Annotated in this window: 13 protein-coding genes; all 13 read right to left on the minus strand. The window is 29.9% G+C overall.

The features are described from left to right. Window positions 1–6: 6 nt before the first annotated feature. Complete coding sequence (locus tag V7077_RS18090) at window positions 7–1,002, minus strand: glycosyltransferase family 2 protein (protein WP_335504467.1); 996 nt, start codon at window positions 1,000–1,002, stop codon at window positions 7–9. Between the two features lie 145 nt (window positions 1,003–1,147). Then, window positions 1,148–2,161 carry a glucosamine inositolphosphorylceramide transferase family protein gene (locus V7077_RS18095; protein WP_420489673.1) on the minus strand — a complete coding sequence of 338 codons (1,014 nt, stop codon included), beginning with the start codon at window positions 2,159–2,161 and terminating at the stop codon, window positions 1,148–1,150. A gap of 46 nt (window positions 2,162–2,207) precedes the next feature. Next, window positions 2,208–3,392 carry a glycoside hydrolase family 88 protein gene (locus V7077_RS18100; protein ID WP_335504471.1) on the minus strand — a complete coding sequence of 395 codons (1,185 nt, stop codon included), beginning with the start codon at window positions 3,390–3,392 and terminating at the stop codon, window positions 2,208–2,210. A 136-nt stretch (window positions 3,393–3,528) separates the two neighbouring features. Continuing rightward, window positions 3,529–4,722, minus strand: a complete 1,194-nt coding sequence (locus V7077_RS18105; protein ID WP_335504473.1) for a glycosyltransferase — start codon at window positions 4,720–4,722, stop codon at window positions 3,529–3,531. A 4-nt stretch (window positions 4,723–4,726) separates the two neighbouring features. Continuing rightward, a complete protein-coding gene (locus tag V7077_RS18110; protein ID WP_335504474.1) occupies window positions 4,727–5,926 on the minus strand; it encodes a glycosyltransferase in 1,200 nt (399 codons plus the stop codon). 13 nt (window positions 5,927–5,939) lie between these two features. Further along, on the minus strand, window positions 5,940–7,100 hold the full coding sequence (locus tag V7077_RS18115) for a polysaccharide pyruvyl transferase family protein (RefSeq protein WP_335504476.1): 1,161 nt from the start codon (window positions 7,098–7,100) through the stop codon (window positions 5,940–5,942). 17 nt (window positions 7,101–7,117) lie between these two features. Continuing rightward, window positions 7,118–8,146 carry a glycosyltransferase gene (locus tag V7077_RS18120; RefSeq protein WP_335504478.1) on the minus strand — a complete coding sequence of 343 codons (1,029 nt, stop codon included), beginning with the start codon at window positions 8,144–8,146 and terminating at the stop codon, window positions 7,118–7,120. 18 nt (window positions 8,147–8,164) lie between these two features. After that, window positions 8,165–9,364 carry a glycosyltransferase gene (locus tag V7077_RS18125; protein WP_335504480.1) on the minus strand — a complete coding sequence of 400 codons (1,200 nt, stop codon included), beginning with the start codon at window positions 9,362–9,364 and terminating at the stop codon, window positions 8,165–8,167. A gap of 37 nt (window positions 9,365–9,401) precedes the next feature. Then, window positions 9,402–10,034, minus strand: coding sequence for an acyltransferase (locus V7077_RS18130; RefSeq protein ID WP_335504482.1), 633 nt, complete (start codon window positions 10,032–10,034; stop codon window positions 9,402–9,404). Window positions 10,035–10,054: 20 nt separating this feature from the next. Continuing rightward, window positions 10,055–10,795, minus strand: a complete 741-nt coding sequence (locus V7077_RS18135) for a glycosyltransferase family 32 protein (RefSeq protein ID WP_335504484.1) — start codon at window positions 10,793–10,795, stop codon at window positions 10,055–10,057. Window positions 10,796–10,824: 29 nt separating this feature from the next. Next, complete coding sequence (locus tag V7077_RS18140) at window positions 10,825–11,163, minus strand: helix-turn-helix domain-containing protein (RefSeq protein ID WP_335504486.1); 339 nt, start codon at window positions 11,161–11,163, stop codon at window positions 10,825–10,827. 20 nt (window positions 11,164–11,183) lie between these two features. Next, window positions 11,184–12,368, minus strand: a complete 1,185-nt coding sequence (locus tag V7077_RS18145; RefSeq protein ID WP_335504488.1) for a DegT/DnrJ/EryC1/StrS family aminotransferase — start codon at window positions 12,366–12,368, stop codon at window positions 11,184–11,186. A 16-nt stretch (window positions 12,369–12,384) separates the two neighbouring features. After that, on the minus strand, window positions 12,385–12,972 hold a 588-nt coding region (locus V7077_RS18150; RefSeq protein WP_335504490.1), incomplete at its 5' end, for a GNAT family N-acetyltransferase.

A 12,972-nucleotide genomic window follows, 5' to 3' on the forward strand; every position in this document is an offset into this window, starting at 1 on the left:
TTGATTTCATTTAAGCAATAGGGGATAAATTTTAAATTTTAATGCTAAATAGTAAATATATTCTTTAAAACTATTACATTCATAGAAAAAGCCGATTTCTTTAACACTTTCCCTAATGACTGGATAGTTAACAATCCTTTTTAATTCCTCATTAACTAAAATATCTTCACAATTACATAAGTTATTTACCATAAGTCGATAAATATAATTTATGTTATAGCTATTAAAATCCTTTTTATAATTTCTATACTGAAATAAGTTATTTTTTTCAGATAACTGCTTTTTAATTTTATATTGAACCACTAAACTTTTTTCAAGACGTGGTTTAAATCTAACCTTAGTTAAACTTTCAGGGTTATTTACCGTATATAAATAAAGACATTCGGGTATGGCATATAGTCTTTTTGCTTGAAGGAAAAACTCCAAATTAAAAACCGTATCTTCCCCAATAAATATATTTTCATTAAAACGGATCTCTTTCTCTTTTATTAAAGATAGACTATATATATTCCTCCAAGCAAAGCAAAGGTCATTTGAAGTAAATATATTTGAAGAACTTAAAATTAAATCTACTCCAGTCATTACAGTTTCCAATTTATAACCAGGTAAAATAGAAACATGGTTAGGTACAGTTTTATAACCGCTAATAACTGCATCACACTTTTTTTCAACCGCAACATTATATAACTTTGTTAAATACTCTTTACATACCTGATCATCTGGATCAATAAAAACTATATACGTACCTGTTGCTGTGTCTATTCCTACATTTCTAGCGCTGCTCGGCCCCCCATTTTTTTTATGTATTACTCTTATTCTCTCATCAAGTTCTGCAAACTCATTACAAATTAATCCACAACTATCGGAAGACCCGTCATTAACAAGAATTAATTCAAAATCTGAGAATCGTTGTTTTAAGATAGATCTCAGAGTTCTATGTAAATACTTTTCAACATTATAAATAGGAACAACAACTGAAATTGCTGGATGGTCTCTTCTCACTAGCTCCCCTCCTAAAAAGCTCACTTAACAATTAGTCCTTTAAGAATCCAAAGTTTCTTGTTTTTTATAAAAATCTAGTTAATTAACCTTCAATATTTTTTCTGTTTTTTCGGTTTAGCCTTGACCCAATTGATTAAACTCCCCTTTAATAAGTCAATTGATGTAGCATCAATATTCCGAAGTTTAAATATGGTTCCCTTAATAAATTTAAATTATTTAAAAGTCTATTTATATTAGCAACTGGTGCTCTATAAATGGACTTTATTTTCCACTTTAAATAATTATGTGTCTTAAACTTATGCCCATCCACGGCAATAAGCCATTCATTACCATTAATTTTCAATTGATCTATATGATGCATACCATCTCTTCTCCAATCATTATTTTTATCTGATCCATTTAAAATAATATTAATCTCTTCCTCTTGGTACTCGTTTTCAGTAAGTTTATTTATTATAAACGAACGAACCTGTTTTCCGTAATATGGTTTACAATCCTGAGTAAATCTATAAATTTTATTATTATCAATAATGACTCTTCCCGCCGGTCTGGAAATATTATAGTTATCTTTTATTATTGGACTTAATGAATGTTTAATCCACTTACCCTCAATTTTTTCTGAATAAAATAAATGTAAATCCCCATTTGGAGTACCAACGAACATCCACCACTTACTATTATATTGAAAGATTGTTGGGTCTATATACTTTCCATTCGCTATAACACTATATTTTTCCCATTCATATGGGAAATTTTTAGCCTTATATAAAATAACTTCTTTTGCTTCTGATGACTCCGGTACCATATAAAATTGATCCTCAAATTCGAAAACATGAGGATATGATAAATGGTATCTTTCTTTTAAAACAATCTTTTGATATGTCCACTTTTCTCCATCCTCACTCGTCGCTAAGCCTATTTCGCCAAGTTCTGACCGCATATTGAGTACTTCAAAAAATAGATAAAATCTAGATTTATAAAAAGTTAAAAATGGATCTGCTACAAATTCTGCAGGTACATCTGTAACATCTTCAGCTTTTATTGAAGGATCATTAAATATTTTATCGTCTGGCTTTTTGGAATAAATTAAATTTGAATTAAAAACTTTAATTGACCATTCGGCTAAATCTATTTCTTTTTTGAGTATTCTCAGATTCATCACACCTTTAACCCCTTTAAAAAATTAAGTTTATATTATTAATAATTTACATTTTAGAGCCTTCAAATTGATTTATTACTCTGATACAGAAGCCTTGTGTGAATGGTAAAATATTAAAGAGTATTGAATAAACTCCTATATCCTTGGTATCCCCTTGTGAAAAATCAACAGCTCCACTTTTCCTGGTCACTTTCATTAAATAATTTATAGCTTTTTCAGTACTAACTAAACTCTCCTTTGAAATTTCCTTAATTCTAGATGCATTAAGCATAAACCATGCTAGGGTTGCGGTTGCAGAAGAATCCGGCCTACTTTCTTTACGAGTAACAGTCCAGTTCCAGTTGCCACTTTCCTCCTGAAATTCCAAAGCTGCCTTAGCAAATCTTATAACACTTTCCTCTAAAACTATCTTATATTTTGGAAAATTCGACAATTCACACCATGAATCTATAAGCCCAATAGCAAACCATCCAAGACCTCTTCCCCATCCAACTAACCCGACAGGAAGCTTTTTCTCTAATTCATATGTATGGGATGGGATGTAATATTTATCTAGCATTCCATTTTGCTCATACTCTTTTATTTGTTTAATAGCCAATTCAATACATTCATCTTTTTTATATTGGACACCATAGGCTATAAGGAAAGGACATATAAACCCAACTGTATCAACATACCTATATGATTTCATTGATTTTCTGTACTCGACTGTCCCATCTTTACCTATATGGTTTTTTATTAATTCCCACGTATAATCAAATGCTTTTTTATATTTGTCTTTATTTATAAAATTCAATTTCATTACAGCATAAGAAAGTAACGCTGAATCAATATGTTTAGGCCTTTTTTTCCAATCTCCATTTGATGAAAATTTAATATTTAAGAAATCAAGTATCTCCTTTTTTATTTTTTCATCATCATAATAGTTTAAATATTCTGATAAACCTAGCAATAAAGATCCTTCTTGCCAATGTTGAATTGAATTTCTATAATAATTTCCTCTTAACCTATCTATAACTATTAATCGAGTATTATCAGTTACCTTTATTTTTGGCGTATTTTTTAACCAACATGCCCCTTTTTTGGTAATAGACTTGTTCCAGTTTGATAAATTATTATATTTTCCTATATGAATTCGGGATAACCAATCTATAAAAGTGGGTACAACATCTATGAAAAATATTATTAATACAATAAGAACTATTATAATTAGCATACTTTGTATTATCATCTAAATTATCCTTTCATTGATTTTACCATCCGTTTTATTACAAATCTAAAAAAGCTATTCAGATCCACAATATTATATAGTTATTTTCCTACTAGAGTTTAACTCCTATCATATAATGTCATAATATATAGAACTATTAGTTATCAATTAGTTGATATAATTTATTAATCTCATTTTCTCTCCCTAAACTCTCTTCTTTTAAATTTCTCATTAATTTAGTTCTTAATTCTTTTTCTAGAATTAGTTTTTCTAATTCATTAGCTACCGAAATTGGGTCCATGTTAGAGATTACACCATTAATTCCATTTAATATATGATTGTTGGCTGTATCAAAATTTGTAATAAGTATTGGTTTAGCTAAAATCTTGGCCTCATCAATTGCTATGGATTTCCCTTCCACTCGAGATGTTTGGATAAAAATATCAGATTGTTTCAAATATGGATAAGGATTCGCTTTTAAACCTAACAATATTACCTTTCCCTCAAGGTTCTTTGCTTTTATTCCTTTTTCTAATTCCTCCCTTAAATACCCTTCCCCAATTAGATACCACTTTAATCGATGACCTCTTTTAATTAAAATATCAAAAGCTTCTAAAGCTATATCTAAACCTTTTTCTTTTACCAGCCGACCTAATGATATTAATGAGATACTATTATCATTTGGATTCCTAAAACTTACATCCTCAAATGACAATTTCTTTATTACTTTTTCAGAAACTAAATTATGGATACATTTTATATCTTCCCTAAGATCAGGAAAAAGATTTTTTAAGGATTCCACTAAATCCTCCGAAACCGTAACAACATAATCTAAGTGTTTATAATAATTTTCATCTGTAGAAAGATTAACTCCTAATTTATTATAATCAGTATGAATCCAGCCTATTTTCTTTTTTGCATTCACCTTGTCTATACAAAAATAGATAGGATTTTTCTCCAAAAAACCTATTGCAACATCATAAGTATCGTTTATATTGTCTACCGATTTTGATAAGAATTTCCAAAACTTTTGTTCAACTATTGATCCATTTTTTTCTGTCTTAGTTAGATACCCAAGAAATATTCTATATAGTGCATTAATAAATTTCCTTTTGGCAATTAGTTCCTTCAAAGCCCCTTTTAAGGGCATATCAAAATACTTATAATTTTTTGGTTCAGGTAAAATATTTACGGCTCTCGGTACCTTGTTCATAAATATACCTTCATGTTTGAAAAGAAACAAATCAACATTATACCTAGTATAATCAATAGCTTCTAAAATAGAAATTAAGGATTTTTCAGCCCCACCACAATTAAGATTATTCATAACAAATAATAAATGTTTTTTCATATAATCACTCATTTATCATCAAATATAGTTTGTTAATTTCTTCCTCGGTTCCCAACTTTTGTTCTGATAAATTAGAAATTAGGTTTTCTCTAAGTTTGGAGTTAGTAATCAATTTTTCAATTCCTTTACTTAACGCCTCTTCACTAACATCTACAATAATTCCATCTATTTCGTGAAGTATCTGGTCCTTTGCTGTTTCGAAATTTGTTATAACTATCGGTTTACAAAGAATTTTTGCTTCATCTATAGCTATGGATTTTCCTTCGTATCTCGATGGCTGAACATATATATGAGATTTCCTAATAAAAGGATAAGGATTTTCCTTAATTCCAATTAATTTGAAGTTATCTTTAATTCCTAGAGTATCTATCATCTTTTGAAGCTTATCTCTATCAGTTCCATCTCCTAATACCAACCATCTTACTTTATATCCTTTTCTAACTAATAACTTACAAGTGTTAATTGCTATATCTATTCCTTTCTCCACGCTAAGCCTTGCTAAAGTAATGATATAGGTATAACCATCTCTCTTTTCAATTTCTTCTACTTCAATATTATTTGAAAGATGTTTTATAACATCTGGTGAAAGAATATTATAAATCACCTTAATTTTACCTGCTAAATTACCAAAGGTTTCTCTTAATGAATTTGCACATTGTTCTGATACAGTTACAATGTAATTCAATTTCTTAAAATATGGCTCATCAAAACTTTTATCCATTCCTGAATCTGTATAGTTTGTATGTATCCAACCAATTTTCTTTTTAGCTTTTACTTTGTCCACAATGAAATAGATTGATGACTTCTCCAAAAATCCAATGGCTGCATCATACTCCTTATCTAAACAACTAAACGATTTACTGATATACTTCCATGTGTATTGTTCTGAAATAGAATTATTAACTATCACTCTATTAAGAATTGTAAACATTAATCTACTGAATGCTAAATTAAATTGAAGTTTCATACTAAAACAAAGGAATGAAATTAAAACATTTCTAGTAAAAGTCTTATATTCGTTATCAACTTCTAATATATTAACTTCTTGAGGCAAGGAGTTCAGAAATACACCCGATTTGCTAAACAAACATAAATCAACATTATATAAAGAATAATCAATCTTAAATAATAAATTAATTAAACTTTTCTCTCCCCCACCAGCAGATAAGCTAGGAAATACAAATAATAAATCTTTCTTTTTCATAATAAACCTCGCTTCATCTAACTAATTCATATAAATAATCCACTGCTTTTTGTGACCTGTTTTTTATTTTAGGAATTGATTTTTTTAATTGTTGTCTTAGATCCATTTCTTCCTCAACCATCCTCCTAAAATTCCCTATTAACTTTTGACTATCCGAAATTTCCTCAATACCCAATACTAATTTTTCTTCTCCAAATAAGTCTTTTGCTATTCCTTTTGACTTAACACTGTACCCTAAAACCATTGTCGGTACATAATTTGAATAAGCAGCGATTGTTGCATGAGTCCTTGCCCCAACAAAAAACCTCATCCTACTAATATAGCCCTTGTATTGAACCGCATTTAAATTATCAGGTAGGATTAGAACTCTGCCGGTATTTTTAAATTCTTCATAAAAATTGTTTAAGACCTCATAGTCATTATTTCCATTCTCAATAACATGAGGAGTAAATACAATACTCATATCTGTTTTGTCTAAAATATACTTTATAAGTTCCCTTACTGCAGTCTGGGAGTTCTCATTCTTCTTCCATACCAGTGGACTAAAATTTAGGCCAACAGTATTTCCTTCTTGCCAACCTTCTGGCAATTTCAACTCTTCCTTCTCCATAGTAAAAGCCGGATCTGCTACTAATTGGACATTTTTTAAACCTTTGTTTTTCAACAATGTATAAGTTAGGGTTTCACGAGCTAATATCAAATCAAATAATTTAAGATCTTCAATCTTTCTTTCTGACAAATCTTCCTCTCCTATAGAGCACCCCCAAAGAACTAATTTTTTACCTTGTCTTTTTATTCTTTTATCTATCTCATACCAACCTGGTTGTTCTCCATAGCAATAATTATCTCCACCAATAGATAGGAAGATATCAACATCTTTAATATGTTTTATAATTTTCTTGTGAATTTTCCCAAACGCATATGATTCATCATTAAAAAATTTAACCCTTAGTGAAGAAATAAACCAACCATAAGAAAACTTTTTTATACTTGAATTAGAACCATCGTATATACCGTCCAATTTAGGAATAATTTCATCAGTTTCAGGCCTTGCTGAAGTTAAAAAAACTTGTGCTTTATCTATCCTGTCTTTTATTAATTTTGTGGATGAACGAACAATGGCCTCACAACCACGATTAACACTTCCAGCATGTAAAAACATCATAATCTTCATTTTAATTCCCTCCAATGTTACTTATTTCTTAATCTACTGTAAGCTGTAACCAAATACAGTCCAAGAGTATATTTTCTTTTGATCATACTTATTATTAATTTTTCATACTGTCCTATTTCTTCTAGAGAATCGATATAAATTGGTAGAGCATCTCTAACTTCTTTATTTCTAACCATATTTTTTACATATATAAATCTCTTATAAATATTCACATCCTTACTAGGTGCGAAATAAATATGTATGAAAGAAACTAAACTATTAATTAATTTTATGGACTTTAGTTTTTTTATTACTTGCTTATCAGGTAAAACTTTATTAATCTCAGGCACTTCCATACTATATACCTCTAATGCTCTTTGAAAATAATCTTTTTTTGATATATTTCTCGTTGCACTTCCTTCAACCACTCTATAGTTATATCCACTGTAGTCTATAAAACGCACATTAGTTGCAAAGCTAAGAAATTTTATATTAAACAAACCATCTTCGCCTAATGATATATATTTAGGAAATAAAATATTTTTTTCTTTTATTATTTTAGTTTTATATAATTTATTCCAAATAGCATTTAACCCATCTGACTGTAAAAAGAAAGGGAGGAGCACCTGTTTAATATACTCTTCCCTTAAATTTGTATCCTTTTTAAATGGTAAATTATTTGTTTCTATTCTTCCATTCATTACATTATTAAAACCTGAATTAACCATATCACTTTTATTTTTCTTAGCAGTATTATATAAGGTTTCAAACATACTCTCGTTTACATAATCATCAGCATCAACAAAACCAATGTATTCACCTACGGCTAAGTTTAATCCATTATTCCTCGCAACACTTACACCTTGGTTTTCTTGATCCAAAAATTTTATACGGGTATCCAGCTTTTTATAATTTTTTATAATATTACCACTGTTATCTGTAGAACCATCATTGATAAAGATAAATTCGCACTCATCAAGCGTCTGGGCCAAAAGTGATTTGATACACTGAGTAATGTATTTTTCTGCATTATAAACCGGTATAATCACACTTACTTTAACACTCATATCAAACCACCTCTTTAGTTAACTTATTATTTTATAGAGTTTATCTAATTCACTGGAATTACTATAATCTTTGTTCTTTATATTATTAATTAATATTCCCCTTAGTTCTTTATCAAGATATAACTCTTTAATACCTTCTGATAATCCTTCAACACTTAAATCACAAATTATTCCCTCTAATCCATTTTCAATTTGACTAGAAGAAGTTGGATATCGAGTAATAAGAATGGGCTTACCTAAGATCTTTGCTTCCGATACTGTTACTGCTTTACCCTCATATCTGGATGGCTGCACATACAAATCACATGCTTTAATATAGGGATAAGGGTTTATCTTTTTACCTAAAAGAATGAAACTATCATTTAAGTTATTTTTATCAATCAATTCTTTTAATTCATTTTCATAGCCGCCATATCCGATTACATACCACTTTATATTCTTATACCCATTTGCATGAAGTGATTTTAAAGCTTCTATTGCTAAATCAAAGCCTTTAACGTAGGATAATCTTCCTACCGATACAACTTTAAATACTTGTTTCTCTACTTTATTAAAAGTAATATTTTCGTCTGCCATTTTCTTTATAAAAGTAGGAGATGTTAAATTTTCAATATTAATAACTTTTTTCTTCAAGGATGGGTAGATTCTAAGAAAGGATTCTGTACATGCTTCAGATACCGATGCTATATAATCAAATTTACTCCAGACCCTAAGATCTATTTTATTATCAATTTCTAATTTGCTGTAATCAGTATGAATCCATGCAAATTTCATTTTTGCTTTTATCTTATCCGCTACTATATCATGTGGCCATGCATAACTAATCGCAACATCATACTCTTTATTAATCCTCGGCAAGATTAGAGAAGAATATCTAATAGAAAGTTGCATTTGAATATATCCAGAACCCTCTTCTAATTTTCTAACTTTAGCTTTTACTCCTGCAATTAATTTAGACATAATTCTTAATACAGATAGGGAAACTTGACCCTCTCTCAGGCACTGACTAACGGGCTTCCGAAATACCGTATATTTCTCTATTTGAGGCAAAACATTTACCGACTTTGGAATTAATTTAATGAATTCTCCAACATGATGAAAAATAAGTAAATCGACATTGTACTTTTCATAATCGAAGCTTTCTAACATGTTTATTAAACTTCTTTCAATTCCGCCAATCTCCATATTATAAACGGAAATCAATACATTCTTTTTCATTAATAAACCTCACTCTAAAAAAAGAATAAATTTACTACTAATTGATTTTTACAATTTTATTTATTGGTTTGAATTGTGTGATTTTATTTTCTCTTTTTGTCACAAATAATGTATTGGCAGGCACGTTCCCTTTCACTACACTTCCTGCAGCAATTACAGCATTATCCCCAATTTGGGTATCTCTTAAAATCACTACATTTGAACCAATCCAAACATTTTCTCCTATGATTACTTCCCCTCTTATAAGGTGATCATTGGAGGTATTTTTATAATTGTGGTCATGATCATTTATACAAACATTAGGAGCAATTTTTGTGTTTTTACCAATCGTTATACGATTAACACAATTAATATTACAATTATCATTAATAAATACATTTTTTCCTATATTAAGCTGTCCATTGTAATCTACACGAATGCTTGTATTCTTTCGAATAAATACAAATTTTCCAATATTGACCTTAACGTTTTTATTAAATATTTCAATTTGACTGCATCTTTGGAGTGAGAAAATTGAAGATTTGATATTTTTGGGATAAAGGAGCTTAAAAAATAATCCTCTTAAAATACCAATTAAGTGGGATAAATTCATTATAATTGTTATAAATATCCCTCTTTTTTTGAAATCCATTTCTAATACAGTAATTACCTTTTTAACGAAATAAATCATATTAATTTCCCCTTAAGGACTTAATTCATTTGGAAAATTCTTCTTAATCTTTCAATATTACTTCCACCAATAACATGGGATAAATAAACTTTCATTTTACTTTTAATCCTAGCACCTGGCGGCAACCAGCTTTTATAGAAGTGATGTACTGAATAGCTTTCCGCGGTAATAAAATTCCGGCAATTAATATAATCATAAGGAGAAAAATACGTCTGAGGATACAATACACCTAGTCCTTCTATTTCTTGATATTGACCATTAAGTTTAAATCCAATGCCCTCTAGTAATTTAGTAATTATTGCTACATTTGTTATTTCATTATTTGATCCATCGGAATTTTGAAATGTCTGATTACTATAGGAATCTAAGAATAACTTAATTAATTTATTCTCTTTTTCTGCTCCAATAGTACTGGTAGCAATAAAGTTTCCTTGTTCAAATCCCCAAAATGATTCATGATGCAAAAGATTATCAAATGATTTGAAGATTTCTACATCAGTATCTAAATAAATTCCTCCATAATTAAATAAGGCATAAACGCGAACATAATCACTTACAAAAGCAAACTTCCCTAAATTATATGCCTCTTTAACATATGTATTTAAATTTATATCAAAGTTGGATTCATTCCATTCAAGTACCTTATAGTCTGATAAATACCTATCCCAGCTATTGATACATTTTTTTACTATATCAGGTTTTTCCTTTCCTCCAAACCAGCAGTAATGAATAACCTTTGGTATTTTAGTGATAGCTTCCATATCAGGTTCCTCTAGTCTTCTTTCAATTTTTAGTTTCCAGAATTCTCACTCTTCCATCGAATAAACTCAAGCAGTGCCTTATATTCTTTTATTTTCTCTTTTTCAATTCCAGATTCTTTTAATTCATTTACAAAATCTATCCATTCCGAATCAAGAGTTGGTTCTTCAAGATCGTCTGAACCTAATAATGTTTTAAGATCAACGTTTAAAACAAGTGCAATTTTTTTTAATACTTCAATAGAAGGATTTTTATTAATATTCCGTTCAATATTGCTTAAATAAGACTTCGATATTTTAGCACGTTGAGCAAGCTCCGATAAGGTGAATCCCCTTTTTCTCCGAATTTCATAAATATTACTTCCGATCATTTATACATACCTCATTTATCCTAAAAGTTTTGGGCTTGGAACACTTCCCTTTCACTTAACCTTTGATTTATTAACTCTTTAATCGAATTTATAACCCTGGTTTGATCACCTTCTGTCATGTTTGATCCAGATGGTAAGCAGATCCCTCTTTCAAAAAGATGTTTTGAAACATTATCATCATCAGTATGAGAATAATATTTTGCCTTTTCGAAGATTGGCTGTAAATGAAGAGGTTTCCAAACTGGTCTGGCTTCAATATTGTTTTCGCTTAACTTATCTAATACTTCTTTTACAGAAACACCAGCTTTTCTTTCATCTATAGTAAGTGCTGTTAACCATCGATTCGAAAAGGTATCTTTTAATTCAGGCATGAAATAAATACCAGGTAAATGAGCAAGCTCTTGGAAATATCTTTTAAAATTTGCTCTTCTTGCATCTACCCTTTGATTTAATACTTCTAATTGAGCCCTTCCAATTCCAGCTAATATATTACTCATTCGATAATTAAAACCTAAAGTACTATGCTGATAATGTGGCGCTGGATCCCTAGCCTGAGTAGCTAAAAAGCGCGCTTTTTTCAAGGCCTCTATATCATCCGAAACAAGCATTCCCCCACCTGATGTTGTGATGATTTTATTTCCATTAAATGAATAAACGCCAAATTTGCCAAATGTGCCGCTTGCTTTTCCTTTATACGTTGCACCCAATGATTCTGCAGCATCTTCAATAACAGGAATACCATATTGATTGCATATGGATAATATCTCACTCATTTTTGCACTTTGTCCATATAGGTTTACTACAATAACTGCTTTCGGCAACCAACCTTCATAGACAGCATTTTGAAATGCCTTTTTTAATGCTGAAGGTGACATATTCCATGTTTCAGGTTCAGAATCAATAAACACTGGTTCCGCTCCCTGATATATAATAGGATTTGCACTTGCAATAAACGTGAGACTGGAACAGAAGACTTTATCACCTTTTTTTACATCTAATAAACAAAGAGCCAAATGGATCGCTGCTGTTCCCGAGCTTACGGCAACAGCTTCCTTAGCACCGATAAAATCAGCTATTTCCCTTTCAAAAGCATCAACATTAGGTCCTAATGGCGCTACCCAATTGCTTTCTAATGCCTCGTTTATGTACTTCGACTCATTTCCACTTAAATGTGGTGGTGATAAAAATATTTGATTTTCCCTCACTACTTTCCCTCCTGACTTATATATGAATTTTTCTTTTTACCAATTTTCCACGATAAATTGGAAAATAACTCTCATCCAATTCATATTGATTTTGTAAACTTTCAGTAATCACTTTGTATCGTTCTGTGTTATGGATTTTTTTCCCAAGATAATATTCGTAGTTATTATTACTGGTAAATGCAGTCTTAAATTTAAAAAGGCCATCATCTTCCTGATAGCCTCCACCTAAGTGCAAGAGTTGCGATCCCTTTGATTTACAAATTTCAATCATAAAATCGAATAATAAATTATTTGGGCGCAATTCTAGATATTTCGTTTTCGATGCTCCAAGATGGTAGTGAGAAAATTCCTTTCCTACTAATACCATTACTCCAGCTATAATTTCATTTTTCCATTTAGCTAAAAGTAATAAAGTCTCACTTGTACCTGTTTCTTTAACCTGCTCAAAGAAGTATTCTTCGTCAAAGTAATAATAACTCGACGCATGGTTCCGATCCATTGTTTCCCTATAGAGGTCAATAAAAGCTTCAATATTTTCCTTAGTATTGTCAGCAATGAAACAAGTCAAATTGTTTTTTCTTGCCTTTTTTATATTTTTTTTATT

The organism is Neobacillus vireti, assembly GCF_036962465.1.
Lineage (GTDB): Bacteria > Bacillota > Bacilli > Bacillales > Cytobacillaceae > Neobacillus > Neobacillus vireti_B.

Bases quoted from the DNA above. Each gene is read 5' to 3' on its own strand.
- V7077_RS18095 (WP_420489673.1), bottom strand. From the start codon at position 2,161: ATGAATCTGAGAATACTCAAAAAAGAAATAGATTTAGCCGAATGGTCA.
- V7077_RS18115 (WP_335504476.1), bottom strand. From the start codon at position 7,100: ATGAAGATTATGATGTTTTTACATGCTGGAAGTGTTAATCGTGGTTGT.
- V7077_RS18100 (WP_335504471.1), bottom strand. From the start codon at position 3,392: ATGATAATACAAAGTATGCTAATTATAATAGTTCTTATTGTATTAATA.
- V7077_RS18105 (WP_335504473.1), bottom strand. From the start codon at position 4,722: ATGAAAAAACATTTATTATTTGTTATGAATAATCTTAATTGTGGTGGG.
- V7077_RS18120 (WP_335504478.1), bottom strand. From the start codon at position 8,146: ATGAGTGTTAAAGTAAGTGTGATTATACCGGTTTATAATGCAGAAAAA.
- V7077_RS18130 (WP_335504482.1), bottom strand. From the start codon at position 10,034: ATGATTTATTTCGTTAAAAAGGTAATTACTGTATTAGAAATGGATTTC.
- V7077_RS18140 (WP_335504486.1), bottom strand. From the start codon at position 11,163: ATGATCGGAAGTAATATTTATGAAATTCGGAGAAAAAGGGGATTCACC.
- V7077_RS18110 (WP_335504474.1), bottom strand. From the start codon at position 5,926: ATGAAAAAGAAAGATTTATTATTTGTATTTCCTAGCTTATCTGCTGGT.
- V7077_RS18125 (WP_335504480.1), bottom strand. From the start codon at position 9,364: ATGAAAAAGAATGTATTGATTTCCGTTTATAATATGGAGATTGGCGGA.
- V7077_RS18135 (WP_335504484.1), bottom strand. From the start codon at position 10,795: ATGGAAGCTATCACTAAAATACCAAAGGTTATTCATTACTGCTGGTTT.